The organism is Mesorhizobium sp. M0522, assembly GCF_040321085.1.
Taxonomy (GTDB): domain Bacteria; phylum Pseudomonadota; class Alphaproteobacteria; order Rhizobiales; family Rhizobiaceae; genus Mesorhizobium.
Genome location: NZ_JAMYQW010000010.1, coordinates 49,983 through 76,051 on the forward strand (window position 1 = coordinate 49,983; position 26,069 = coordinate 76,051).

The window sequence follows — 26,069 nt, forward strand, 5'->3', positions numbered from 1 at the left end:
GCCACATCAGCATACGGATCGGCAGTCTGATGGCACTATTGTCATTGATAACAATCTTTGCGACCGACGAAGCGTCTCGCGACTGCCGTTGATGTTTGAGGAGTGTGAATGACGGTACGCTTTGCATTCGACAACAGCTATGCTCGGCTGCCGAGCTCGTTTTATGCGCGTGTTTCCCCGACCCCGGTCTCCGCACCGCACCTCCTCAAGCTTAACCAGGAGCTGGCCGTCCAGCTCGGGCTCAACCCGGTAGAACTCGCCACGCAGGCGGGTGTTGAGATTCTTGCCGGCAAACGGATTCCCGAAGGTGCCGAGCCGATCGCTACCGCCTATGCCGGACACCAGTTCGGCCAGTTCGTGCCGCAGCTCGGCGACGGAAGGGCAATCCTGCTAGGCGAGATCGTCGATCAGGAAGGAGTGCGCCGGGATATCCAGCTAAAGGGCTCCGGCCGAACACCGTTTTCCCGCGGCGGCGACGGGCGGGCGGCGCTTGGCCCCGTTCTGCGCGAGTACATTGTCAGTGAGGCCATGGCGGCTCTTGGCATTCCGACCACTCGGGCGCTTGCTGCGGTCATGACGGGTGATGAGGTGATACGAGAAACCTACCTGCCAGGCGCAGTGCTGACACGGGTCGCATCCAGCCACATGCGGATCGGAACCTTCGAATTCTTCGCGGCGCGCGGGGACGTGGATGCGGTGAGGGCTCTCGCTGATCACGCGATCACCCGGCACTACCCGGATGCCGCGGGTGCTGCTCGCCCCTACCTGGCATTGCTGGAAAGTGTGATTGCGCGCCAAGCGAACCTCGTAGCGCAGTGGCTGCTCGTCGGCTTCATTCACGGGGTTATGAACACCGACAACATGTCTATCGCCGGCGAGACGATTGACTATGGCCCCTGCGCTTTTCTGGACATCTACAATCCTAAGACCGTATTCAGCTCGATCGACCAGTTAGGTCGCTACGCTTATGCCAATCAGCCTGCGATCGCCCAGTGGAACCTGACGCGGCTGGCGGAGTCTCTGCTGCCCCTCCTGGCTGAGGATCAGGACAAATCCGTGGAGCTGGCCCAAGCGGCGCTTTCTGCCTTCGCAGCACGGTTCAGCGACGCTTATAATAGTGGCTTGCGTAGCAAGTTGGGACTTTTGTCAGAGCGGGAAGGCGATCTTGCGCTGACGCAGGATCTTCTCGATCGGATGGTCGCTGGCAAGGCGGACTTCACCCTGACTTTCCGACGCCTGAGCGAGGCCGCTATGGGACCCGAAGGCGACGTCGCGGTGCGCAGCCTCTTCGAAGACCCTGCCCCATATGACGACTGGGCCGAGGGCTGGCGCAAACGGCTCGGGCAAGAGCCGCAGGAAGGTTCAGCGCGCCGGGCTTCCATGCAGCGCGTCAATCCGGCCGTTATCCCGCGCAACCACCGCGTTGAGGCGGTCATCGAGGCCGCCGTGAAGAAACAGGAGTTCGGACCGTTCGAGGACCTTCTGACCGTGCTCGGCAAGCCATACGAAGTCCAGCCAGGCTTCGCGAGCTATGCCGAGCCACCACCGCGCGATGGCCGCGTCTATAAGACCTTTTGTGGGACCTGAACCTGAGGTTCGTTGCGAAGAGATGCGTTGGATGACGAAAAAAGCGCTCGATCGCGCGAGCGACGTTCCTGTCGCTTGGCAACTTAATTGGGTTCTTCCTCACTTTGTGTGATTCATCCGCGGTTAGCGAGGATATCGCTATGGGCGGACATGCAGAGGAAATCGAAATGGTCGCCCGGCCCCGGGGTCAGAATTTGGGTGTCGCGCTTGCCGATGATGACAGATGGGTTGTTTCCGCTGCCGCACCAGCAATCGGCATTTGTCCCGATTGCGGACGGCGAAGCCGAAGTCGGCACGGCTGGTCCAACCGCAGCCTCCAAGATCTCCCGGTCCAGGGCAAGCCCGTGACCGTGAAGCTCCTGCTGAGCCGCTGGCGATGCGCAAATCGCAAATGTGAGCGACGAAATTTACCGACCGGCTGCCGATGATCGCTGCTCCTTATGCGCGCCGGACGAGAAGGGTCGGGGAGATCGTTGGCCTGCTTGGCCACAGCACTGGCGGCCGTCCTGGCGAACGCTTGATGCAACGGCTCGGCATGCCGGTCAGCGACGATACCATCCTGCGGCAGTTGAAGCGGGATGCCACGCTCGCTCACCGCAACTCCGAGGTCCGGTGGTCGGCATCGATGATTGGAGTTGGCGGCGGGCGACAAGCTACGGGACCATCGTGGTTGATCTCGAGCGCCGCTCGGTTGTCGACATTCTCGATGATCGGAGTGTCGATAGTGCGGCCAAGTGGCTGCGGAGCCATCCTTCGGTCGAAGTCGTCAGCCGGGACCGCTGCGGCCTCTATGCGCAGGCTATTCGCGAGGGCGCACCGCAGGCACGACAGGTCGCCGATCGGTTTCACCTGGTCCAGAATCTTCGCTCGGCCATCGAAGAACAGATGAGCCTTTCTGGACGTGCCACCGGCAGGGCCATCCTGTCGGAGGATGCAATCGTGGACGCTGCGACACATCGCCGGCGCGCCCGTCTCGCGCATAGGCAATTTCGTCAGGAGATATTCGAAACGCTCCACGCTTTGCGCGACGAGGGACTGTCGTATAGCGAGATCGCCCGCCGGACCGGCTATGAACGTCGCAGCATAGCGAATTGGCTCAAGTTCAAGGCTCCGCCAGACAGGCGGCGCGCAGCATTGAACCCCACATCACCTTGGTATTTCGAAGCCTTCCTCGCCCAATGCAGGATGGGAATCGCTGCGGACGGCATCTGTTTCATGACGTCAAACAGCGGGGCTACACTGGCAGTTTCGCCAATCTGGAGCGGCTTCTCGGAGCCTGGCGGCGGGCCGAAAGAGAGCAGGCCGGTGACATTCAGTCTCCCGCGCTGAACTTGGAGCCGGTTCGAGATCCGGATACCGGTCCTGCGATCTCGCCAGTTGTCGCCGCGGCGCTGTGCATCAAGCCGCGAGGCCTGCTGACAGACCGGCAGGTAAGGAAGGTCGATGCCCTGAAGCAGGGATCTGACGCTTTCGCCGAGATGCGACGCCTGGCGATGCGCTTCAACGGCATCCTTCGCGGCAAGAGATCGGCACCACTGGATGCGTGGATCGACGACGCAATCGACTCCGAACTCATTCCGATCATGCGGTTCGCCCGCGTCCTGCGCAGAGACATCGATGCCGTCAACAACGCCATTGAGCTGCCTTGGAGCAACGGACAGGCCGAAGGCCAGATCAACCGCCTCAAAACCCTCAAGCGCGCAATGTACGGTAGGGCAGGCCCTGAACTGCTGAGGGCACGCATGCTCCCTCCGCGCCACACAAAGTGAGGAAGAACCGAATTAAATGGAAAACGACACAAGCGATCCGTCGCGTCCGCCACGGGCCGGAACTCCCTCGTCTCCGGATCCCGGATGTAGATGTGGCTGATATCGCGAGGATCGTATCGCACCTCGATCCGGCCCAAATGGTTTCGCTTCGGGACCAAGCCGCCCAGCCATGGCGAGTAGTAGTCGAGCGCGAACATGCTGACGCCCTGCGGCGAGGCGTCTTTCTGCCCCGGGCAGGAATGCAAGCAGGACCCGCACAGGATCGTCATCGAAGCGCGGGAGATCACGGCTATGCCGTTCCCATTCCGTTGCCGAGACCCTCAACGTCTTCGCGTTCTCTTGAAGATTGTGGTCGAGCACGGCGAGCGCCACGCACCGCTCCAGGTGCGTCGCAAGAACGGCATTGAGCTTTCCTAGCAACGTTTCGACCACCCCGCCCTGGTGGACGCGGCCGCGATTCCGGTAGCGGATGCGAATGCCATAATCTTCGCACCCGCGTTGGAATGCGTGCCCTTTGAACTCTTTCGCGGAATCGGTGACGAGCAACCGTGGTCGCCCGAACATCGGCCAACGATGCTCTATGTCACGCGCGGCCAGCCAGGCATCCTTCGGACACATTGCTTGTGCGAGGCATAGCGCGACGGACAGCGCCGACGGTTTTTCTAGGGTGAGACAGAAGCCGATTATGCAGCGCGATGCCACGTCTGTGACGATCGTCAGGAATGCGCTGCCGACGAAGATCCCTCACCTTCGACGACCTCCACGAAATTGATGTCGGTGGGCGTATGATCGATCTGACAGACCTCGAGCAGTCGCGATGCGTGGATGTATCCTGGTCGCGGTTTGAGGCGCTGCAGATGCTTCGGATTCGCCGACCGCTTCCTGGCGATATCCTCAGGGCTGAACAGCGAGAGAATGCGGCGGGCCACGGTGAGGTAGGATGGCGCAATCAGACCGGCCTCCTCGCAGCGAGCGCGGATCTCGGCCACTACCGGAGCGAGCGGCGGGGCCTCCAGCACCAGCCATTGCTCTCGCAGTGTCGTGGCGATGATTCCCTCGACGTCCTGGTGAAGTCGCTGCTTCCTCGTGCCGTCCGTGCGAGGCAGCAGCGACGTCACCCTGCGATCGACGCGATAGCGCGCCAGGAGATTGTAGACCTGCCGGGTCGACAGGCGCAGCTCGGCGGCAGCCCGATCTATTGCGGCTCGACGTGGTCCCGAACCCTCGAGGACCCTGTCCAACTCTCGAGCCATGCGGCGCGCGGCCAGTCATTCCTCATCAGACGGCGACAAAGACGCAGAGACCGGGAATCGGGTGTGCAATCGGTGCGGCAAATCGAGCGATCAGTGAAATCGTTAGCGGAAAATTGCACCCGCCATAGCACCCAAACCTAACCGGCATATGACGTTCGGGCGTTTGAAATCGGGAAGTAAAAGCGACAGCCACTGAGTTTTGGCGCGGCTCGACGAGCGCCTGGCCCGTTCGCCGGTCCGCGACGGTTTTGTTGAGCGCCAGCATTTTGCTGACGCGGCCGCGGCGCTCTGGCTCGAGGGCGAGCTCGTCCACCTCGAGGACCTTGTCCTGCACGACGCCCACATGGATATCCGTACGCCAACCCACGAGCTCACCCGGGCGCATGCGGTGCTGCGAACCCGCCGGCGAATTTTTGCCCAGAAGCCGGACTGGGCGCCCAGCCGCGAAGGGCTGCGCCAGCTCACCGGCCGCGGTAGCGTCACGGCGCCGGCGAAAGACAGCCAGGAAGGGGATAGGGCGCCGGCGGGAATGGAAGACGACATCGATGGCGGCGACGCGGAAGAGGACGACCTCCTGAGGGAGGAGTTTGCGGAGATTGAGGCCGTGCTCGCGCGTTCATCGAAGATTCTTGCCGGCGCCGACGTGGCGCCAACGACAACGCCAAGGCCGGAAGAGCGGCCGGATTTGATCTACGACCTCGACTGGGACGAGGGTGCCCGTTTGATCGAATGGCAGGCCGTGGTGGCCGACGTCCGGGACCTCCCGCCGGTTTTGCGCGCCTCGGTGGTTCTCGACGCCTGGTACGAAATCGAGGTGTTGCAGCGTGGCGGCTGGATCGGGCCGCTGCTCGTCGCAGCCCTGCTGCGGCAGGAAGGACTCGCCGCGAGCCATCTCGCCTGCCTGCATCTAGGCGCCAAAAGCATTCCTCGGGAGCGGAGGCGAGCAAGGACTCGGAGCGACCGATTGCTGGCGTTTGTCGACGCGATCCAGGAAGCAGCGTTGGCTGGATTGAAGGAGCACGATCGGCTGGTGCTGGCGAAAAACCAGATGGAGCGGCGGCTGCGCAAACGGCGCGCCAGCTCGAAACTGGCCGACCTGGTCGAGCTTGTGCTGTCTCGCCCGATCGTCTCGACTGGCATGATCCAGGACGGGCTAAAAGTCTCGAAGCAGGGTGCGCTCAACCTCGTCGGCGAGCTTAGCCTGCGCGAGATGACGGGGAGGGGGAGGTTTCGGGCATGGGGGATCGTCTAGGTTGGGGCGCGTGGAGCGTCAGGTTCCAGCCGTAGTTTTAGACCGAATAGGCGTTCGGCATAGACATATCTCTGGCGCGGCCTATCGCTCCACTCTAACGAGTTCTCGAGTCAATGCATGCAGCAGCCCCGCAAGCGCGAGCATCTGGGCATCTTCGCTCTCTGTAGAATATGGTGGGACAAGACTGCCGTGCATGACGGAATTTCGCAGGGTCTCCCATGCGTCGAGCTGTTCGGCAGTTATTACCTGTCGGTCCTTGAAGGCGACAAGTGCGCGCTTGGCGGTCATCTGTACCTGACGTTTCACAGCGCCGACCGCGGCGGATTTGAGGCCCTGGTCACCCTTCCAGGCGTCAATATGAACTGAAAGCGCCTTGATGGCCTCCATGTCGACGCCTGGCCGAGTTGCATCAGGTGGGATCAGCTTGCGCGTAATGGCTTCGACACTGCTCGCAGTCGTCAGCGCCCAAACCCAGCGGGACCCGCTCGCCGCCTGGATCACCTCTTCATACAGCCGGGTGAGCTTATTCCTATCGAAGTTGGGATCACCGCCGCTATCTCGGCTAAGAGCGACGTATGAGAGAATTTGCGCGTACAAGTTCCAGAACCCGATCTGGTCGGTCAGGGCATTTTCCCCTGACCAGAGCGTCAACCATCCCGTCACGTCCGAGAAATCTGGCGCTGGCCTCAGGCTGATATGCGAGAACCCGTCAGGGAGATTCCGGGCGACCAGACGCGGGTATATCAATTGGCCGAACATGATCCGCAATGGCTCAGCGATCCAGTTCTCGGTAAAGGTCAGCGGCAGTTGGGCGGACGCCGGAACGTTAACGGACAGCAGTCCGACCGCAGAATCGTAATGAAACGCAATATCTGATCCCAATGTGTGCAGCACGTATTCAGGGATATGTTTCATGCCTTCATGCGGCATGCGCACGAAGCGCGACAGGCAAAGCGCCGCCGCGCTCCCTCGCGGGATCGCAAATATGAGTTCGGTCGCGTTCGACTCGGACGCGTCGCAGGGCTCGTGCAGCCAAGGACCACTGTGCGTCTCTCCGGAGAAAATCCATTCATCTCCGCTACCCGGCTCTACGTGGGGAACAGTCCATCCTCCCGCGTATTCCACGCCACCTTCATCCCAGAACACGAGGCGGAACCGCATGAGGCTTTCATAGGGGTTCTCCCTCTGACGCTTGAGCTGGTGAAATGTATAAGCGGCGTCAGCTGGACGGCCGCGAAGCGTATAGCGGAACGTCGTGTTGTCTATGATGTTGAACTCGCCAGTGCCAATGATGATCGGTTCCTCATGGTCGCGAGCAAGCAGTTTCATCTTTTTGCACGTCAGCGTTTTGGGCGTGTTGAGAAGGTGCCGCCAATGATCAAGCACAGCCATCGACATTCCCCTGAGTTAATGGCGGCCATATCGCGAACCGCAAGCTCAGACGGTACTCGCCGCGATGGCATTGCCGTAGGTCATAGGCGTTTTGTCCTACTTTTGTTCTCATTCTCTCTTCCCAGGTGAGTTAGGGCATGATACCCATTCTCGTCGGAGATCGGGTATGATAACCGATTTGCAAGGGGCGAACATTGAGGCTTGTAAATACCAGCGCTGCTGCACGGCTGACGGGTCTTTCGACCAACCAGCTTCGTGAATGGACAAGCCGGCGGGCATTGATCCCCGCTGACGTACAGCACCGCGGCCGTGGATCACCATCACAATACAGCTGGCAGACGTTGCTCCTGCTTCGCATCGCAGCCGTTCTAAAGAATCGCTTTCACTTGGAGCTTCATGCTCACCGCGAACTTTTTGCCACCATGCGCAACTCCTTCGACGGCGTCTCGTTCCTGCGGCTATGGGGCAGTTCAATCGTCATATACGGGACCGATCGCTGGGAGATTCTTGAGGCTGCGAAAAACCGCCGGGACGAAGGCGACGGCCTTGTGCTTCATTTGGACAGTCATCTCAAGGTTCTGACCGCCGAATTCGGAATGCCGACGCCGGCGGCTGCGGCCGGTCAGCTCGAGTTGTTTCCTGCCCGACTCGTTCGCAGCGAGAGAATGGCTGTGGGCATCGAAGAGGCTTCTGCAACACAACCATCCCGGAAGCGGCGAAACGCATGAATTCCGCCGCCTTCATCCGTGCGCTCCAGGCGACTGGATATTTGGGACCGGAGGGCCAGCCCGCCCCGGGTCTGGTGACGCCTGCTGATCCGGAATCGGCTCGCCTGCGAGCCGTGATGAAGGATCAGCGGATCGGGCTCGAGGCAGATGCAGTATTCACCGCGCAAAACAGTGCCGCCGGCATCTTCAAGGATTCTGGCAATACTAGCCCGAACGAAAGTGATATCGCCCGTTGGCATGAGGCAGCCTGGAACATCGGTCTCGCGCCGCTGCTGTGGATTATCACCCCCACGGAAGTCCGCCTTTACGACTGTTATGCATCGCCAAGACAGGGGATGAAAGCAGGCTCCGCGGCAACACCGCTCGAGCGGTTTGACCTCGCCGTCGACGATCGGTTGCGCGCTCTAGATGCCATGTGCGGCCGCCTTGCGACCGAAACGGGCGCATTCTGGTCAAGCGCCATCGGCAAGAAGATTGATCGTCAGTACCGCGTCGATCGCGAGTTGCTCGGTGAGATAAATGCGCTCGAACAGGGGCTGACAGAACTTCCGCCGGCCCAGCCGACCGCCCGTCTCGACGGCGCCGCGGAAATCGCGGCGGCGCGCGACCTGGCTCAACGTCTCATTGGTCGAAGCATTTTTACTTGGTATTTGCTTGACCGCGGCATTGCTCAGCCGTTCCTGCCAGCTTCTCTGCCCGCCGATCTTTCGACAATCATGGCAATGTCCGATACTGCATTCGGTCTTTTTGATTGGTTGCGAAAGACATTCAACGGCGACCTGTTTCCGATGGACGATCCCGGCGCTGAGCGAATGCGCCTCGGTGACGCACATCTGTCGCTTGTCCGGGATTTCATCGAAGGGCGCAGTCTGATTCCTGAAAATCATGGTCAAGGCCGCCTGTTTCGGTTCCGATTCGACGCAATCCCAGTCAACCTGATCAGCTCTATCTATCAGCAGTTTGCCCGCTCGAGCGCCGAGGAAAAGGCGCGCTTGCAGGGGCTTCACTACACGCCGGTTGAACTGGTGCATCTGACCCTCGATCCCGTTTTCGAGAATTTGCCCGCGACCGCTCGAGTCGTTGATCCGACTTGTGGTTCCGGTGCCTTCTTGGTCGAGGCATTCCGACGCCTCGTATGGCGCCGTTGCGGCAATGAAAGGGCATCGCGATCAATCGTCCGCGATATCCTTTACCATCAACTGTTCGGTATCGACATCAACCCGTCCGCGCTCGGGATTGCCGCCTTTAGCCTGTACCTTGCCGCTCTTGAATTCGATGAAGAGCCCGTGACCGACATCGGCGACCTCAAATTCGACAGGCTGATCGGGACGACATTGTTCGAAGCTGACACAGTCGGCGGCGATTTGCCGACAGCTTTGCTTGAGCAGCCTTTCGACGCCGTAGTCGGCAATCCTCCCTGGACTTTCGATAAGAGCAAGAAGGCCAAGCCGAGGAAAAAGGGCGCTGTTCATACGCTTCGCCCACGCCGAAGCCCCGATTGGGCGTTCCTCGATGTCGCCGCTGATCTCGCCGGCGAAACAGGACGACTTGGCATGGTGATGAAGGCTTCGCCCTTCTTCTCAAAAGATGACCATGCCATCGAAGCACGTGCAGCGCTCCTAGGACGTTTGAAGCCGACCGCATTGGTTAATCTCTCAGCGCTGCGCAAGGAATATCTGTTCCCGGATGCAACCGGTCCGGCCCTGCTATTGTTCGCCAGGTGTTCATTGATGCCGGCCGCAGATCAGCTCCTCGTGGGATCTATTCCGTGGACGCCGGACTTTGTCCGCAACGGCCACTTCCAGGTCGGGCCAAGCGAGCTACGCACGGTCCCTCTCAAGAGAGTGCTCCGGACGCCCGCGATGCTGAAGGCTGCCACCTTCGGTTCTGTGCGCGACAGCTGGCTGATCGAGCGCCTCGAGCGTGAATTTCCTACGTTCGAAACGATCCTTGATGCGATTGGCATTGCTCCAACCGTCGGGCGCGGCCAAGGCTACCAGGTCGAGGGAAATCCAAACCTTCCGCCGGAGCATTTTTATAAACTTACCACCCTTACACCCGACGAATACCAGCCGTTCCGGATCGATGCGGAGTCGTTGCCATTGTTTCGGCAGCCGACACTGCACCGAGTCCGCAGCGGAACCATCTATCGTGGACCGCTGCTGCTTTGCCCGAAGGCAAGCTTCAAGGCAGGTGCCGAAGAAGGACGGTACAGCGCTGCGCTTTCCGATTCAGATATGCTTTTCACCGAAAGCTTCTATGGCATTTCCTTTGCTGGCCATGACCCGAAACTCGCGCCAATTCTTTCCGGCATATTGAATTCGTGCGTCACCACATTTCAGCTTGCCTACGGCGGAGGCGCGTGGGGCTTGGAAAGATCGACCGTCGAACCGAAGGATTTGCTGTCTCTACGTGTACCAGATCTCCAAAAGACAGAAACGTCGACCTTGCAGCGTGTTGCGGAAGCTGAGATGGCTGCCGCAAACGATCCTTCCTTAGTGAACTTGGAGAATCTCGATGATGCCGTCGCGGAGCTTTACGAGTTCGATCGTTTCGAACTGGTTCTGGCTAGGGACAGCATCGAGCGCGCCCGCATGCTAATCTTCGAAGGCCGGAACAGACGTCGGGCGTTTGTAAAGCCGCCCAACCGCGAACCGCTGCGCGCGTATGCGTCGGCGGTCGCGAGCGTCGTCGACAGTTATCTGCGAACGAAGGGCGTAAGGCACTTGAAGGCCGCAGTCTTTTCAAAGTCGCTGATCAGCGCCAACTGGGCGGATGGGGCTGGCGGGCTCACAGCCGTACGGTTTCGGATGGGAAGCGGCGCTCCGCCCCGCGAGCCGGCTATAGAGATTGGAGAGGATGTCGAACTCCAGGCGCTCGCAGCGCAGCTAAAGGGATGGATGAAGACCGATCTCCCCCCTTATCTCAATGAGCGTCGCAATCTCCGGCTTTATCTTGGCGATAGTCTGTTCGTGGTCAAGCCGTCCGAGGTGAGGTACTGGACCCGGACGGCTGGCCTCAATGACGCCGACATCATTCTTGCCGACCATTGGCTCAAGGCATCGCATGCGGCTCACAGTTGACACGCCGGCAGGCGATCCGTCGTTTTCACTTGAGGATGATGAGATCGAGACTGTCATCGATCTCATTTGTAAAGGTGCCCGCGAGGCTCGTCAGCACCTCACTTCCGGCCTTCTTGAGGTACCTATAACCATTATCGTCAGAAAGGCCATGAAGCGGATTAAGCGTGAACTGGGGCTCACGAACTTGGAGGTTTCCGGCGAGGTGGAAATCGACGATATGTCGTCGGAGGGAGCAGAGATCGCGGGGCGAATTGACATCACGCTGAAGTTCTTGCGGCAATTCGGGAACGAAGAGGACTATGTTGGCGTAGAATGTAAACGAGTCGGCGCTGGCAGCGCCTACAATCAGCTAAACACCCGCTACGTCACACAAGGCGTCCTCCGCTTCACAAACGGACAATATGCAGTGGGTCATGCCTGGGGCTTCATGCTCGGATACGCTCTTTCCCTGCCCGGCGAGCAAATCGTGAACGTGGTCAATCAGCGACTTCAGCAGGTATACGGGGGATCTGCCGCGCTTGCAGGAGCAGGTTCCCACGAGCATGCCATTTCAATTCACGAAGGCCAGCTCCAGCAGGCCAGCGGCGCGCCAATAAGGCTCTGCCACATTTTAGTGGATATGGTTCCCGCCGCCGCAACTGCTATTTAGCCCTTTTCGTCATGGGTTGGCCCGGTGTGTAACCGTGCGTGGTGAAACCTCCGAATTCCGCTCGAGCAACTCCTCCATATACTCCTCTTCGAGAAGAGGACGGTGAAAAGAATGACCGTGTAGGCGATGATGCTGTAAAGAAATTCACCTTCCCTCGGAGCGCGGGATGCTGATGAAGCCAGAGCTCATCGGCCGGTCCGGAGTGCGGCATCCACTCATCACATTCGCTTCCGTGTTGCCGATGCCCTGGGCCGCCCCATCGGCTTGTCTTTGACAGTGCCAAACAACAGGAAGTTGACGATATTCTCTTCATCGTCGCCCGGCAGGTCGGCAAACGCAGCTTCAAGCTTAAGGTGATCCCAATCACGCGACCGTGGACCTTCTTTGGCTTCGGTGTGAGAACCAACGCAGCCTCGATTGTCTTTCCCCAACCGACCTCGTCGGCAAGCAAAGCGCCCTTGGATAAGGGAGAGCACAGGGCGAACTTGGCTGCGTCCACCTGATGGGGGTTCAGGTCCACACGCGCAGATGAGAGTGACTGTGTCAGGCCCTCGGATTCGTCCAGCCCCTCTCGGGTTAGGAAATATGCGAAATCCTTCGACTGATGTGGCGTGTAAAAGGTCAAAATTCCGGGCAGGCGATTGCGAATCTGCTGACTTGGCCACTATTATCGATTTGCGCTTTTAGTACCACGACATCCGTCATGACGTTGGGACAAAGACCTTTCGCGAAACCGGCAATGTGAAATTCGTTCAGAAAGTGCTCAAACACCGGGACATCAAAACCACTGCCCGTTACGCGCATTTGCTAGACGAAGAAATTGCCGATGCGCTGGAGCGCATGTGAAATCCCGGAAAAAATCACAGATCGATCGCTCGCGCACGGGCTAGTACCTCTGCACAGAGGATTTGACGAGTTCGATGGGTTACAACCTGGGCAGGCTGTCGGGTTCAATGAGCAGTTCAATGCTGCGCGCGAGGCCCGGTTGCCTGCGGATCAATCCCGCACGCTTGAGGGTGAGCACCATCTGATGGACGGAAGGCGCGGTGACGCCGAAGAAGCTCGCCGTGTTCATCAGGCCGAATGCTTCACGTGCTATCGTGTCACGCTTAAGGACGTCTATCCCATCGCGAATCCTGCTGCCGGCGGTGTCAACATTTTCCAGAAGCGCCTGGCCCGTCTCTAGCCGTCTCGGCGCAAGCCCTGTCATCGATCCTTCCTGACCCCGCCGCCACTCGGCGTAAAGGTCAGGCAGTGAATCCAAGGCGGCACTGACCGCTTCGGCACCGGAAATGGCAGCCCGAGCGAGAGCTTCCATGCCGAACTCGACGCCATCGATCCTCGCCGGGACGACACGCTCCACCTCCTGCTGCGGAAGGAAATCGGTCCAAACACGCGTCACGGGGAGCGGATCGTTCGTCACGTCACGCCGTTCTTGCCAGCCTGCAGATGTGTTGCGACCAACGGCATATTCGCGGACATCGCGATAATGGAGATCGCCCAGCCTAAGGTCGAAATCATCGGACTGGTAGGTCGACAGGTCGCTGCGCGGATAAAATCCATCCGCACATTCGAGCTCGATCCGGGTCTGGAACGCGTAGGCCACGTCCTTGTACGGAGCCTTTGTGCTCCGTCGACGGTTTACCAAGAAGACCGTGATGACGCGCAGACGCTCTTCAGCCCCTTCCGGAGTCTTCTGACGAAGCACACGCTGGTGAACGGCGACTTCGATGCCGCCGCCCGGCCTCTGAGGGGCAGCGCTTTCCGGCAGCGGGATCCCGGACTGGTTCCGAGTGACGTCGAGGACAATCGCGGCTTCGCCGGAAACCCGAACCCAACGGAGGTTCTCGGGCTTTTCTGGCTTTGGCTTGCCCTTTTTCGACAGTTCCGGAATGAGGAGCGCATCGGGCAATGGGGGCTCGGTCTTGTAGTTCCCCCCTGTTGCGCGCAGCGTGACCTGACTCACCGTTTCCGGAAGAACCACCGTCAACCCTATCGACGACGGAAGAAACCTGTCCCGCGGCGGTTGGTCAGTCGAATCCTTCTCGTCGACCTCCCCCTCGACAGCGCAGTCCAGCGTCTCGTTGGCGAGAAGATCGTCGGCGGTTTCTTCGGCGGTTTCCTCGTCGTCAGGTATCACAGGCGCAACACCGTCGTAGGCGGGAACGATAAAGCCTCCCACGTACCAGCGCGATGGTTTCTCGGTCAGGACCTCTCGTGCGAAATCTTGGTCGAGGTCAGGATTCGGGCCGATTAGGTCGCGGCGCAGGATGTCGATCAGCTTGTTTCGTACCTCGAGCGAGTTCGTCATAGTGTCGGTCTCTCAAGGTTAGAAAGCTGCCCCAACATTTTTGGGTATGGGGCTCTCTAAGGGCGACCTTCGGACGATGGCCGATATCGGCAAGGAGTCGCTCCAACGAGACCAGCCTGTCGCGCAAGCCGATGCGCAGTCCCATGCGAAGACTCGCCTTATCCGGGCCGCAAAGAACCCAAGCGTCGCTGCGCGTGATGGCGTGTGCCCAGAGCATTTGCTCTCCGGCGTCCAGAAAGCGCATCTGATCGTCACGCAACAGCGCGCTCGCGCGTTCAATGTCGCTGACCGGATGTACGGCCTTCAGCGTTGCTCGCAGGACCTCGCCATCGATCTGCTGCTCGGGCCGCCGCCGCTGGAGTCCTGTCTGGGTTTCGATTTCACACATCTCGACCGCGTAGCCGCTTGAGCGAAGGCGCTGCCAGTACAATTTCGACTTTGCAGCCCGCCAGGCTCGTTCCTGCGGGTGCCGTTCCTCCAGCAACCTTCCAGAAGGAATCATCGTCGATTTCGGCAGTGCCGGGGCTGACGTCTAAAATGGCGTTCATGCCGGGGTCATTTCATTTGGAGAAGGGACGGCCGTATCGTTCAGGAAGGCATAGCGTCTGCGGAGATAGTTCGCCCAAGAACAGTCCGCCGGCACATCGGCTATTAGCGGGCGGAACAGCTTATCGGTAGAGCGGCTGATGAAGTCTTCGGGATCGAACAGCAAGCTGCGGTAGACCGAGAAGGCGTTGTCGCCGAGCGCTCGCAACGCGAGCGACGTGACGCGCGAGAGCCGCCGATTGCCGGCCGGCGCGATATGCAGAACGCGGACGCGTTCCGTCCTCCTTCGTGCCCTGCATACGCAATGCCAGCATTTGCTGACGAAAGAGCTGGTAGAACGGCTCCCAAAACAGGTCCGGGAGCTTCAGGTCTGCACTGCTGCGCAACGGGCCGATCGGCGCGAAGGCGATGTTCTGGTAGCGGCGAAGACGCTCCGCTTCGCGCTTCGGCTCGGGCGGAGCGCCGTAGGATTCAGTGTACTTCCACTTGACGAGCAAGGTCTCGACTCGGCCTGCCTGCCGGAAACGCAAAACGGCATCGGCGCTTGTCACATTGGCGCCGCGCTTCGGCGACCCGGTTCGGGGCCATTCGTTCAGGTAATCCGTACGGCCGATCCATTCAAAGCCGATGAACCAGGGTTCACCGTCCGGCCCTTTCTCGACCTCCAGCATTTCCGGCAAGTCGCCACCAAGCGCGCTTTGGACCAACATCTCCGGACGCGTCGCGAGAGGCATCAGGAAATTCAGGCAGCAAACCTGTGACGAGAGGCCATGAGCGGCATGCTGATGCCAAGCGATGGCATTGTCGGCGAAATAGCGGTTGGCAATGTCGCGGATGGCGGGGTTTAGGTTGGAAAGGCGGTTTGCGGGAGCAAGGCGAAAGGCGCTCCTTTTGAAGCCGGCTTCGCCGGGAAGGTAGGCTTCTAAGAAGGCAGCCTGCCGCGTGCGTTCCTGTAGTACGAAGTGAGGCTCGCATGGATCCGTCATGGTGACCTTTGACCATTAGGCTTTCCTCGCCTTAGCGAGCAATGTTGAAAACAGAGTCTTGGCTTTGTCTGCTCGTTCCAACGCCTCCAGTAGCGGGGTCATCGCCTCTTCAAGGCGGCCATCGGCAATCGCGGCAGCAACTGCTTTTGAATCCAAGCTGCACACCGTGTAGAAGTTGCCGCTATCGCTGAGATGGAAATCGGTCTCGGCCAAAACCCGAGCGTGTTCTTTCGCGAGGGGTTTCCATTTCCTCATGCCCGTGGAGTCTTGCCCGAACCAAAGACAAAGTTGGCCGCCTGCGACACCAAGATAGCGGGAGAGCCAGAAGTAAGGCTCCTGACCTATGCCTTCGCCGGTATCATCCGGTCCCTTGTCCGGGTAGAACCAAGCCTCCGGCTGACCTTCTAGAAACCATTCTTGGGGAGCCGTCCAAGGATTATCTCGCTCGAAAGCTCCTTTCCAGCCTTGTTTCTTTGCCCAGTCATCGAGATGCTCGATGATCGACTCCCAAATGTTTTCACCAATGACCTCAATTCGCTTTGCAGCGGCATCGAGGTCCAACAAGTTTTCTACGATCAATCCATCAAGTTCTGCGTTATCGGTCATTCAAACTCCTTAGTGAAATCGGCCCACGTGCGCTGCGAAAAGCAGCGCTAGTCGCGTGGAGAAGGTTTGCGCGCCAAGATTTCGCGCGACGGATTTGATCGCCCTCGAAACGTCTGCCCACCGAAGCTGGATGCAATTTGTGGGGTCTGAGGGCGATGTTTCTGAGAGGTATAGGACGGCACAATGCTGCTTGCGAAGGCTCGCCGCCTTTGTGGCTGCCAACTGCGCATATAGAGCTACTTGGTCCCTTTTGGTTTCCAGCGCGTCAATCTTGACTTCCAGGAACAGGAGGAAGTTCGCACCCGTAATCTCGATATCGACACGGTGATCCCCATTGCCAAGCGGATAGCTCTCACGAACCGCACCTTGAACATCCCTGAGCAGGAAGCCCGCCTTGCGCGTCCCGCCGATGCGGTTCCAAATCTCAATGAGGTAGGCATCCCCAGCCCCGTGAGAGCCACCGGGATCGAGCAGCCAAGTTAGAACCCTCGCTGTACGGACCTCGTTGCGACCCAACCCCGCGACAGACCAGACGTCGATTGCGTCGCCGCGCTGCCGGGCCTGTAGCAGCGCGGGCGACAGTGCGCTCAGCACTTGGTCGAGTTGCGCTGGCACGAGCGTTTCAGGGGCCGAGACTAGGGCGCGGCGGTTGGCTTTCAACCCCGATCGAATCCGGAGAAGGATATCGCGCAAATTCTCGACGTCGACTGTTCTGTGCGGCTCCAGGTTCTTGCGCCAGTCCTTCAGAAATGAAGCGAGCCGTGCAAATGACGCAGAGGGCTGAAGAATCGGTCCGGGCAACGGATCTTCAGGCATCAGCCGTACGCTCGGCAAATCTCGCCGCCAGCTTTTCCCACTCGTCCTTGATCGCGAACGCATCCCGAAACTCGGCAAAGGCCAATGGATGACCGCCGGATATACTCGATGTGGAACCGTATCTCGCCCGAGAGGCACAGCTGCGGAACTTGCACAATAGCATTCGTGCTCACGACGAAAGAATTGCCGCATGGAGACACCCGGGGGCTCGCTATAGTAGCGCCACTGCATCCGCCAAATGCAAGGTTTCTCAATGCGGATGAAAAGATCACCGCGGTCATCGAAATCATGCGCGCGAAGCACTGCGGGTGGCTATTTCGCCTAAGACAGCATGAAGAAGCGTTCCAACTTCCTGTTCGGCCAGCCCAGGTGCAATTCCTGATTCGGACAGTTGAACGAGAATTGTCTTGGCGGTGCTGCGCCAGAAGGCATTCGCGTCCTCCCCGTTCCTGGATTCCAGGACTTGGGCGATACCTTCGACCAATTTCCGCCGTCGATGCAGCGGAAACGCGCTTATGTTTGAATCACACATCGATCACCTCACCCCTTCAATGTCGCGAATAAGCATTGGCGGGTTAAAAAATTTGGTTAACAGCGCTTTTTTCTGACGGTGGCCAGCAATGGAATAAAGCGTCCGCTAGGCTCGGTGGACGGTGCCGCGAATAGCCCCTGCATGGGTCGTCATGGGTGAGTTCGAGGTTCTATCCAAGAGTCCGTCGACAATGATGGACCGCGGGGCGGGGATCGCGCAGGGAGTGATGCGGTACAGCCGATCAGGCCATCTTAGGGCAGGCAGGCTCTTGGACCTGATCAGAACAGGTGAACCGCCATATTCGGATTTGGCTGCCAATTTCAGGTGGCCCATTCCATGGACGAGGCTGATCCGGCCGAATTGACGTCCATTTATTTCATTTGCTGGGATCGCCAGGTCGGGAGGAAATGTCCCGATTGTATCAGGCATTCCCTGTTCTCCTTGGAAGTGTCTATGAAGGACTCGCGCATTCCCGAGACAGTCTTGGCGACTGTGTCAGAGGGGACCCATATCATTCGCGCTTATCGTGAGTACCTTGGATATTCGATCGAGGACCTGGCGGTGGCGTGCGGGCTAGCCGCTGAGGAAATCCAAAACATCGAGTCGGGTCTAAGGTACAACAAGGGCTATCGGGATCGGATGGCGAGAACGCTGTCCCTGCCTGTGGGAATTCTTGAGGCGGAGTCGGACATATTGGACGCTGGATGATCAGTGGGTAATCTGCAAGTGAGTTGAATATCCACTACCTTGTGATGTGTAGTTTGCGACTGATAATCGAAGCGTTGAACCATGCGCTTCCGACAGATGGACGGAATGTTGGAGCTTGCCGCCGACATCGTTGATCCCCTCCTTGAGATGCCGACCGAGGATACGGCCGAAAGGACCGCGGGCTTTTGACCGGTCCCAAGTCAACTTTGTCTATCCTGCCGCCCCTTGCCTTCGTCTTTGAAAGACAACGTCAGCGTTTCGTGCAACTTGCCGAGTGTACCGTCCGTGCGAAAACGAATCCCCTGGACGATGAAGGTGACATGCCCGTCGCTCGGGTAGAGCGAAGTCCCGATCACCCAAAGCCGCAACAGCCGGCCACGGCTCTGCGACGTAACGATGTCTCCGGGCCGGATTCCGAGGATCGATCGGGCCAAATCAGATCGCTCCGCCTCGAGCTCCTTCTCCCAGCGTTCCAGTTCATCCTCAAGATACCGCCAAGCTTCCCGCGCGGTCTGAAAGGGCCTCTTTTCCCCAAACCAGATCCGGTCCGCCACAGCCAGGATCTCGCCAGGTACTTCCCGCTCCATCTCATAGGCGGCACGGCTCATCATCTGATGGACCCGCTCGGCTTCCAGAAGTGCGCAAAGGCGCTTGTGATATGGTTTGACTGTTGCAGCGGAAATCACCGGCGACAGAGCGGCCTCTCGGACAGGCATGAAATCAATCGGCATGACGTCGCGCAGGCTTACACGACCTGTAGCGAACCGCTCCGGCGGATCTTCCTCGCGCCAAGCCTTGCGGCTCCATTCGACCCAGATCTCGGTTGCCGAAACGCAGAGCCAACTGTCCAGAAACAGCTGCGAATCCGGCCCATGGAGATGATGCGCCAACCAGGTATGATCGGCTGCCGTCAACGGCATGACCACATGCTGGAGCTTTTGGTCCACACCATTCTGGCAAGCATCGCGATGCGCTCCTGCAGTTGTGCTGTCAGACGGACGAAAATGACAGGCCCGCTCGCAGCGTAGGAGTGCCGCGTGCCTTCGGTTTCGAACAGCAGCAGCTGCGCTCGCGCCAACGGTAGCAGCCGTTCCACGAGCCGCGCCGCACTGCTCTGGACGGAGGTTCCCCAGCGTGTGGCTATCCTACCTTCCTCGACCCAGTCCTGGGCGCGACCCTGGATGAGGAGAAGGATCTGAGCCGCAGGTCCGCATCGAGGTCTGGCAGCCTGCTTCCCCGAGGTTGTGCCGCGCCGACATCGATACCGCGGCCGGACAATTCGGTTAGGGCCGCCAAATAGAACTCCCGTTGCAGTTTCGAAAACGATTCCGCTGCTCTTTCGCGCGCAGCATCCCGGCGTCTGGTTTCAAGCTCCTCTCGGAAAGCGGCCAGCGGTGGGCGGCGCAACGTCTGCCCAGCCTGAACGCGGGCCCAATAGCCGCGCGGAGGCTTCGGCACCTGCAGGCGCGCGCACAGTTTTCCGATCGCCACGTCTGACAGGCCAAGATCCTTGGCGATCTCGCGGGTCGGTTTTTCCCAAACCAGCGCAAACAATTCCTCTCGGGAGAGTTCTCGTCGTGCCATGCTATCTCCATCCGGCGACGGCGCGCGCTAGCCGGCAGCGCGCATGTCTGCAAGCTGGTCGGCTGTCGCCCGCCGTTTCAAGAACGGTCGAGTCGTCAGATTGCAAGACTCATCTGAACTTCTTCCGAGACCATTTCAGCCTCGAGGAGATCGTCACGCCAAGCAGCCGAATTCCCTTCTCGACCGGAAAAACAGGATCGAGGAGGCTAATTGCCATGGTCTGTAGCTCAGCTTGGCTGCGGATGATCTGCTGACTGGTCCGACGCCGCGTAATCTGGCGGAAATCGGCATACTTGACCTTGAGCGTCACCGTGCGCCCAGAGATTTCGTTGTTTTCGCAATATCGCCACACCTTTTCTATGAGAGCACGCAGCCCTCCAGAACTTCACCCTGCAGCTGTTGGGAACCCTGTTCCGCACGGCGCTTCAGCTCCTCAATCTGGCGCTGCATGCCGGCGATCTGTTCTTCTTTTTCCACAACCTTCATTTTGAGGCCGTCTTCGGCCTCGGATCTCGCCTTGACGCGAACGGCATCCAATCCCTCCTGGATCTTCCTTCCGATAGTCAGCGTCATCTCCCGCTTCTCGTCGTCAAGCGCGCGCTGCTTTTTCAGGTCCGGATGTGAGGTTGAGCGAGCTCGGAAACGGGCCGCGCCATGCGATTAGGCTCGGACCCTGGATACAAAAGCAAAGGTTGGAGCCCTGATGTCGTATCGAGGCGGGGTGGTTGAATCTTGCCAGAACCTCACATGGGGAGGATTAGGTCAAGTGAATGTATCAGGACGTTCAGTTGGTTACTTCGTCCAAGGCGAAAGGCGGGGTCGGTGTACTTTGCAACACATCGCTGAACTTCAACGGTGCTGGCTTCATCAATCGTGCAAGCGACTTGCTGGCTTATGCCCGAGCATCAGGCCTCGACGGATTCGTGATCAACGATGCCTTTTATCTCCTCAAGGAGGCCGCCCTCACGTCGTCGAGTAGACGGAGAAAGACCGCGTAGCGAGGGAGAAATCATCCCTCCGAGCTATCGCGGAAAATGGGTGATTACGGTTTGAGAAAAGCGGCGGTGCGTTTTGCTCCTGCGAAACGGTTTGGACCCGCGCTGTGCCGTCAACATGCGTAACGGCCTCCAATCGGTTATCGAGAACCTTCTGGAAAAGAAGCATATAGGGCGACGGGCGAGCCAAGTCGAAGTGGACCCCGACGCCTCTTCCAGGCAAACCGGAGCGATCGGGCGGAAACCCTCCCGGTTCTTGATGCGGTTTAACCGCTCATGGGGTTACCTTTGAGAAAGGCGCCGCGAGAATTGACCGGTTGCCGAGCGCCCGTGGCCCGATTTCGCAATTCCCCTGTACCCAGCCGATCACCTTGTCGCTGAGCAAGGCCGAGGCTACTTGGCCGTAGTCGAGTGGATGGACCTCTAGTTCGGTTCGGTCGAGCTCGTCGAATACGAAAGGCTGGCCTAAATAGACGTTCCATTTGATTTTTGCATTGCCGGTGAAATGCCGCATCGCTTCGACTGCGGTCCCGATTGCCGAGCCTGCATCATTTGCGCATGGCGGAATGAAAACATCGGAAAAATGCTTGTTTCGACTCACAATTTAATCCGCACCCGCGAGCAATCAGCAGCGGGAATCCCTTTGTCAAGTTCTTCTTTGCAAAGGTGTGGATCGAATCGAAGATGGCATCCGAAACGCGCCTGGCGAGGTTGGTGAACTTCTGATGGGTTACGCCAACGTTGTGGTAGGGCGAATTCCGCAAGTCCTCTTTGCTCAGCGAGTTCAGAAGAATACCGTGGCGTGGAAGCAGGAAGTCGATGAGCGCCTGCTCGTCCCGGTCAGACGATGCGGTCTGCCCATAAGCGCAAAGCGCCATTAGCTTACCCGCGTCTTCGACGTGCAACCATCTCTTGTTCGGATCGGCCAGCGCATAGAGGAAGGCATATTTGTCGCCAGGGCTCGCCATCACTTTTCCCAAATGCACGACCTGCAGGCGCTCATCGATTTCATAGAAATCACCGAAGACCCTTCCCAGATCAACACATAACAAGGCATTCCGGCGGGGAACGGTGACATGCCGTATGCCCTCGCAACTCATCGCCGTTCGAGGATCTTTGGGTAGATGCCGTCCATGGCGAGCGGCTCATCGATCAGTCGCTGACGGGAGCATCTGTCGGTTGGGTGTCGCCAATCGATATCGTCCTATTATTGCTCATCAGACGATGCCCGAAGCCAATCCGTCAACAGGCATCTATAGGCCACTGCACCCTTGGCGCCGTCGTTCCAGGTTTCGATGAGCTTATAGCCGAACTGGGACTCCCACGACCCACGATTGCAAGACCCATCTTGCCTATCGGACTCCGCATGGCGCTGCTCGCGGAGAGAAAACCTACCCCGCAGCGGTCGTTCTCGCTAGCCACGATATCGGACCAATTCACTGTAGATGTTGGCGGGAGATGGCGGCGGCGCATCTGTGCCGGGCAGACCCGACGCATTACTTTGGGGCGATGCAGAGGGAGCGGCTGGCGGCGCGGCGTCGGCGCGCTGCGAAGCCGTGACGGCCTCCGCATTTCGCGATGATCGCTCGTCGCTTCACGGCCGTCTGTTTATGCGTTCTGGCAGACAACTTCCGACGGCACTTACGTTGAACACTTACTACTGCTAAGCCGTGTCCGGTTGGAGACGTGTATGTTCGAAAGCCGACGCTGAGGTACGAGTATTCCGCCGGCGGGCCGCGCGATGCATGTAGTTTTTCCGGCTTTCTAGAAAGGTCGGCAAAAAGTCTTTGATGGCACGCCGATTGCAAGGCCTCTGTAAAGCCCCCACGACCACGGCGATCTCCCAGTTCGTCCGCGTTGATCGCGAGCCACCGAAATCGGATTGCCTATCGAAATTGTGCTTCTTGCCCGAAGCAGAAGACAGCGATGTAGCGCGAGCGCGCCCCCAATCACGCCTTGCCCTCCCACGAAGCCACAGGAGTCCCAAAGAAATGCACGTGCCGAGCTATTCCGAGGCCTTAGAACTAGCGATAGACCGTTCCTACGACATCAATCTAGATATGCTGAGGTACCGTAATTTGCTCCTTGACACGCACAACGACTATCTCGTCGGGACATATCCTCCTCTGAAGGCGATGGGCGACCTCAACGCGGAACAGCTGCTGACCAATATTGCGCCGTCAGTTGACCTCTATTTTCACATTCCCTTCTGTCACCAGCTTTGCACCTATTGCCACTTCGGAAAGGAAATCAATCCGTCTTCAGCCCGAGTGGAACGATACCTCGCGGCCATAACTAAAGAGATGATGTGGTCAGATGCGGCGCTTGAGGGCAAAGTTATTGAAACCGCATTCTTTGGGGGAGGCACCCCGTCATTTTTGACGAGCCTCCAGCTCAAGGCACTCTTTAATATGATTAATCAGCGCTTTGACTTATCAAAATCCGAAGTGAGTTTCGAATTGCACCCCTCTCTTGTAAGGAATCCAGATGCTGCCGATCGCGTGTCGGCAGTACTTGAAGGGGGAGCAAATCGCTTTGTTCTCGGGGTTCAAACTCTAGATTCGAAAATCTTGCGCATATTGAACCGCGGGCACGGCGTAGATGAAGTGACGCAAGTCGTAAAATTACTGAATGGGATGGGCGTCGGGAACCTGTCGCTCGACCTTATGTACGGTCTTCCCGAGCAGACGTTCCGAAGCTGGTACGACTCACTGACCGGCTTGTTAGAGATGGGAATAGAGAAATTCAACGTATTTCCGTTGATGTTCAAGTCGACGGACCCCATAGCCCGCCAATTAGCCAGAGGACGATATCAATTCTCTGGTTCCAAGGAACGGATAATCATGCATTTTATGGCGGAGCACATCCTCACCGCCCTTGGCTATCGTCACGGGCCGATTTTCTATTGGACCAAGAAGTCGCAACCACACTCCTTCCAACAGTCTCGCAAGTACGATTCCTGGAACGACAATAATCTTGTGCCGTTTGGGGTTAGCGGATTTGGCTACATGAGCAAGTGCCAATTCTATAATGAAGTCGATTTGGATCGGTATCTGACTAGAGTTGAAGCGGGCGATAAACCGATTTGGAAAGGTGTCCCACTGTCAGAGGACGATCTGATGCGCAGGACAGTAATGTTTGCGTTGCGAAGCAGCGGAGTGTTGTTGTCCCGCTTCGCACGGGAGTTTGGGGTGCCCTTCGAAACATACTTTTGCCGCGAGCTTGAAACCTTGAAGGAGGCCGGCCTAGTATTCATCTCTAACGACGGCGTACTTTCCCTGACTTCCGCCGGCATTATCAATTCAGGCGCTGTGTCTCTGCTGTTTTTCTCGGACCAGGTGCTTGAGCGGGTAGCCTACAACGATAGCAGGATAACGGATAAGAAGACCGACCTCTTGGAAAAGCACGATTACTCGCCAGCGGGACGGTACGGCTCAAGTGCGGAAATGCAAGCTGTTTTCGGTGAAGGCGAGGGCACTCGTCAATGACCTTTACCTCGTCCTTTTCCATCCCAGATCAACCCGCCCATCAGGCGCGGGGGATATTTTCTCACCTGGTGGACAGCATCGATCGCAGCCAGGCAAAACGCCCGCTTGGGATTGTCAGCGATTTCGTCGCCGACCAACTCCCGCACCATATTGCGCAGATCAAAGGGAGTGAACGGCCAGATGAAGTGGTTAAGGCGGTTGGGCAGAGCATCAACGGGATGATACGGGGAACAGACTGTGAGGCGCAGCTAATAAATCTGCCCCAGTCCGACTTCGGAGTGGCTAAGACAGACATTCAGTATCTCGTCAATTGTGCTTATCAGATGTCCGCGTTTGCCGGCCTCAATCCCGTCGATGCGGAGGCGACGGTGGGAGAGCCGTTGATGCGTATTGCACAATTAAGTCGTCAGCGGCAGCCTAGCATTGATGTCCTCTCCTATGAAGACATGATCCTCACCAACCCGGTGGAGAGCGATCCTCGCGTATATTGCCTCGGTTCAGCTGGGGTCGAGGAGCGCGATTTTTGCCTCGGCCATCAACTTATTGAGGGCGACTTACAGTTGGCAATAGACGCTCTGCTTGAGTTGCGAGACACGGTCGGGGCGGATGCACGCAAGTGTCTATTGCTGTGCATGAAGTCGCTGGAGTCGGCGATTTATGTTCTGGAACGCTTTTATGAACATATGTCTCCCGATCTTTTCGGACAATTTCGCATGTTCTACGGAAAGAACCCTTACAAGGATAGGCTTGGCCCAAGCGGCCGGTTCTCTGCCCGCATCGTGGCGGTCTCGGTTCTACTGATCGGCGAAGAGCTTTTGCGCCAGAAGCCGCAGTTCTACAAGGATGTATATCGGTTGTCGGAATATTATCCTCAAAAATGCATTGACGACGTATTTCGCTGGTTATCGCCAGACAAGGAGAGCGCGAGAACCCAGCCAAGCTGGCTTGAAAGGAAAGCGCCCTTCCCTAAGCTTGCAACGGTCTCGTCCATCGTGGAGCGCCAGGGCAGCGAAATCCGAGAGCTGCACGCGTCCTGTATTTGTGCGCTGGATCGGTTTACCCGGATGCATCGTAGTACGGCCCTGAAATATACGGTAGGGCCGGGTCGCACAATTGTTGGAGTTGATATGTCGGAAAGTGTTGAGGCTGTGTTGTCGCAGCGGCTGTTAACGGGAGCGCACGAAAGCTAGCGGCGGCATTTTCCTCGGTCAAGCATATCTCCGACATCAGGCGAAAATGGTCAATGTCTCAAGACGAAGTGGTCTTTCGCCGATTCGAGGTAGGGGATGCTGAAGATGTATGGCAGTTGCATCGAAGCGCATCCGACGCTGTTGGTGTACATGGGCCGGAAGGGGCATGGGAGGATGATTTACGCAATGTCGGCGACGTATATCTAGCCTCAGGCGGAGATTTTGTAGTTGCGCATATTGGCGGCCAACTCGTTGCTATGGGTGGACTGAAACCTGCCGAAGATGATGTTGCAGAGCTGAAGCGGATGCGGGTCGATCCTGCCTTTCAACGACGAGGGCTTGGAAGGAGGATACTTAGTGAATTGGAACTGCGCGCCGTTGCCCTAGGTTTCAAGTGCATAATGCTCGACACAACAACCATCCAAGTCGGGGCTCAAAGGATTTATGAGACGTCTGGCTATAGTCGCCGCGGTGAGGGGATGTTGCATGGGTATGCCGTGATTTTCTACGAGAAGCGGCTCGCCAGCCAGGGGTCAGAACAAGAGCTGCTCAAAATAGTACGCTAAGGTCGAACGAAGCGTGAACTGAGTTTGC

Annotated in this window: 19 protein-coding genes and 5 pseudogenes; 12 read left to right on the top strand and 12 right to left on the bottom strand. The window is 58.3% G+C overall.

What is annotated here, in order from left to right; all coding sequences use genetic code 11:
* Positions 1-108 precede the first annotated feature (108 nt).
* Both NKI58_RS14065 and NKI58_RS14070 read left to right on the top strand, forming a co-directional pair.
* On the top strand, positions 109-1,587 hold the full coding sequence (locus NKI58_RS14065) for a protein adenylyltransferase SelO (protein WP_023680878.1): 1,479 nt from the start codon (positions 109-111) through the stop codon (positions 1,585-1,587).
* A gap of 150 nt (positions 1,588-1,737) precedes the next feature.
* Positions 1,738-3,356: pseudogene (locus NKI58_RS14070) on the top strand (ISL3 family transposase).
* Positions 3,357-3,406: 50 nt separating this feature from the next.
* Here NKI58_RS14070 and NKI58_RS14075 read toward each other — a convergent pair.
* Positions 3,407-4,678, bottom strand: a pseudogene (locus NKI58_RS14075) (transposase); the annotation flags it as partial.
* Between the two features lie 130 nt (positions 4,679-4,808).
* Here NKI58_RS14075 and NKI58_RS14080 point away from each other — a divergent pair.
* Positions 4,809-5,861 carry an RHE_PE00001 family protein gene (locus NKI58_RS14080; protein ID WP_352516089.1) on the top strand — a complete coding sequence of 351 codons (1,053 nt, stop codon included), beginning with the start codon at positions 4,809-4,811 and terminating at the stop codon, positions 5,859-5,861.
* An 81-nt stretch (positions 5,862-5,942) separates the two neighbouring features.
* On the opposite strand, the gene NKI58_RS14085 is transcribed toward NKI58_RS14080, so the two are convergent.
* On the bottom strand, positions 5,943-7,253 hold the full coding sequence (locus tag NKI58_RS14085) for a hypothetical protein (protein ID WP_352516088.1): 1,311 nt from the start codon (positions 7,251-7,253) through the stop codon (positions 5,943-5,945).
* A gap of 194 nt (positions 7,254-7,447) precedes the next feature.
* Between NKI58_RS14085 and NKI58_RS14090 the strand changes: the two genes are divergently transcribed.
* The 4 genes from NKI58_RS14090 (at position 7,448) to NKI58_RS14105 (ending at position 12,559) form a co-directional block, all read left to right on the top strand.
* Positions 7,448-7,981 carry a hypothetical protein gene (locus NKI58_RS14090; RefSeq protein WP_352516087.1) on the top strand — a complete coding sequence of 178 codons (534 nt, stop codon included), beginning with the start codon at positions 7,448-7,450 and terminating at the stop codon, positions 7,979-7,981.
* The gene (locus NKI58_RS14095) at positions 7,978-11,064 is read left to right on the top strand and encodes an HsdM family class I SAM-dependent methyltransferase (protein ID WP_023680247.1); all 3,087 of its coding nucleotides are present in this window, start codon (positions 7,978-7,980) and stop codon (positions 11,062-11,064) included. Before NKI58_RS14090 ends, NKI58_RS14095 begins: the two co-directional genes overlap by 4 nt.
* Positions 11,048-11,713, top strand: coding sequence for a hypothetical protein (locus NKI58_RS14100; protein ID WP_023680248.1), 666 nt, complete (start codon positions 11,048-11,050; stop codon positions 11,711-11,713). The genes NKI58_RS14095 and NKI58_RS14100 overlap by 17 nt, the downstream gene beginning before the upstream one ends.
* A 696-nt stretch (positions 11,714-12,409) precedes the next feature.
* Positions 12,410-12,559 carry a tyrosine-type recombinase/integrase gene (locus NKI58_RS14105; protein WP_280952141.1) on the top strand — a complete coding sequence of 50 codons (150 nt, stop codon included), beginning with the start codon at positions 12,410-12,412 and terminating at the stop codon, positions 12,557-12,559.
* Positions 12,560-12,638: 79 nt separating this feature from the next.
* Here the strand turns inward: NKI58_RS14105 and NKI58_RS14110 are convergent, their stop codons facing one another.
* Positions 12,639-14,024 carry a LexA family transcriptional regulator gene (locus NKI58_RS14110; RefSeq protein WP_023680250.1) on the bottom strand — a complete coding sequence of 462 codons (1,386 nt, stop codon included), beginning with the start codon at positions 14,022-14,024 and terminating at the stop codon, positions 12,639-12,641.
* A 76-nt stretch (positions 14,025-14,100) separates the two neighbouring features.
* On the opposite strand from NKI58_RS14110, the gene NKI58_RS14115 reads away from it, so the two are divergent.
* Positions 14,101-14,433 (top strand): hypothetical protein, encoded by a 333-nt coding sequence (locus tag NKI58_RS14115; RefSeq protein ID WP_031213019.1) that lies wholly within the window; start codon positions 14,101-14,103, stop codon positions 14,431-14,433.
* Between the two features lie 259 nt (positions 14,434-14,692).
* Here NKI58_RS14115 and NKI58_RS14120 read toward each other — a convergent pair whose 3' ends face one another.
* From NKI58_RS14120 to NKI58_RS14155, 7 genes and pseudogenes are all read right to left on the bottom strand, one after another.
* A complete protein-coding gene (locus NKI58_RS14120; RefSeq protein WP_023680252.1) occupies positions 14,693-15,556 on the bottom strand; it encodes a PGN_0703 family putative restriction endonuclease in 864 nt (287 codons plus the stop codon).
* 15 nt (positions 15,557-15,571) lie between these two features.
* Complete coding sequence (locus NKI58_RS14125; protein WP_023680253.1) at positions 15,572-16,162, bottom strand: hypothetical protein; 591 nt, start codon at positions 16,160-16,162, stop codon at positions 15,572-15,574.
* Positions 16,163-16,171: 9 nt separating this feature from the next.
* Positions 16,172-16,978: a PD-(D/E)XK nuclease family protein gene (locus NKI58_RS14130; RefSeq protein ID WP_023680254.1), complete on the bottom strand. Its 807-nt coding sequence runs from the start codon at positions 16,976-16,978 to the stop codon at positions 16,172-16,174.
* Positions 16,979-17,264: 286 nt separating this feature from the next.
* Positions 17,265-17,510 (bottom strand): DUF6074 family protein, encoded by a 246-nt coding sequence (locus tag NKI58_RS14135; RefSeq protein ID WP_084641782.1) that lies wholly within the window; start codon positions 17,508-17,510, stop codon positions 17,265-17,267.
* A gap of 908 nt (positions 17,511-18,418) precedes the next feature.
* Entirely contained in the window at positions 18,419-19,138 is a 720-nt protein-coding gene (locus NKI58_RS14145; protein ID WP_352853339.1) for a hypothetical protein, read from the bottom strand.
* A 773-nt stretch (positions 19,139-19,911) separates the two neighbouring features.
* Complete coding sequence (locus tag NKI58_RS14150; protein ID WP_245274852.1) at positions 19,912-20,154, bottom strand: DinB/UmuC family translesion DNA polymerase; 243 nt, start codon at positions 20,152-20,154, stop codon at positions 19,912-19,914.
* Positions 20,155-20,177: 23 nt separating this feature from the next.
* Positions 20,178-20,414, bottom strand: a pseudogene (locus tag NKI58_RS14155) (DUF2130 domain-containing protein); the annotation flags it as partial.
* A gap of 203 nt (positions 20,415-20,617) precedes the next feature.
* Between NKI58_RS14155 and NKI58_RS14160 the strand changes: the two are divergent.
* Positions 20,618-20,800 (top strand): annotated as a pseudogene (locus NKI58_RS14160) (carbamoyltransferase C-terminal domain-containing protein); the annotation flags it as partial.
* On the opposite strand, the pseudogene NKI58_RS14165 reads toward NKI58_RS14160, so the two are convergent.
* Together NKI58_RS14165 and NKI58_RS14170 are read right to left on the bottom strand one after the other, a co-directional pair.
* Positions 20,766-21,311, bottom strand: a pseudogene (locus NKI58_RS14165) (carbamoyltransferase C-terminal domain-containing protein). The pseudogenes NKI58_RS14160 and NKI58_RS14165 sit on opposite strands and share 35 nt — an antisense overlap.
* A 34-nt stretch (positions 21,312-21,345) precedes the next feature.
* Positions 21,346-21,897: a hypothetical protein gene (locus NKI58_RS14170; protein ID WP_023680264.1), complete on the bottom strand. Its 552-nt coding sequence runs from the start codon at positions 21,895-21,897 to the stop codon at positions 21,346-21,348.
* A gap of 891 nt (positions 21,898-22,788) precedes the next feature.
* Here NKI58_RS14170 and NKI58_RS14175 point away from each other — a divergent pair.
* The 3 genes from NKI58_RS14175 to NKI58_RS14185 are packed head-to-tail and all read left to right on the top strand — an operon-like array spanning position 22,789 to position 26,041.
* Positions 22,789-24,285: a coproporphyrinogen-III oxidase family protein gene (locus NKI58_RS14175; protein ID WP_023680265.1), complete on the top strand. Its 1,497-nt coding sequence runs from the start codon at positions 22,789-22,791 to the stop codon at positions 24,283-24,285.
* Entirely contained in the window at positions 24,282-25,475 is a 1,194-nt protein-coding gene (locus tag NKI58_RS14180; RefSeq protein WP_023680266.1) for a hypothetical protein, read from the top strand. The genes NKI58_RS14175 and NKI58_RS14180 overlap by 4 nt, the downstream gene beginning before the upstream one ends.
* Positions 25,476-25,528: 53 nt before the next feature.
* A complete protein-coding gene (locus NKI58_RS14185; RefSeq protein ID WP_051406253.1) occupies positions 25,529-26,041 on the top strand; it encodes a GNAT family N-acetyltransferase in 513 nt (170 codons plus the stop codon).
* The last annotated feature ends 28 nt before the right edge of the window (positions 26,042-26,069 follow it).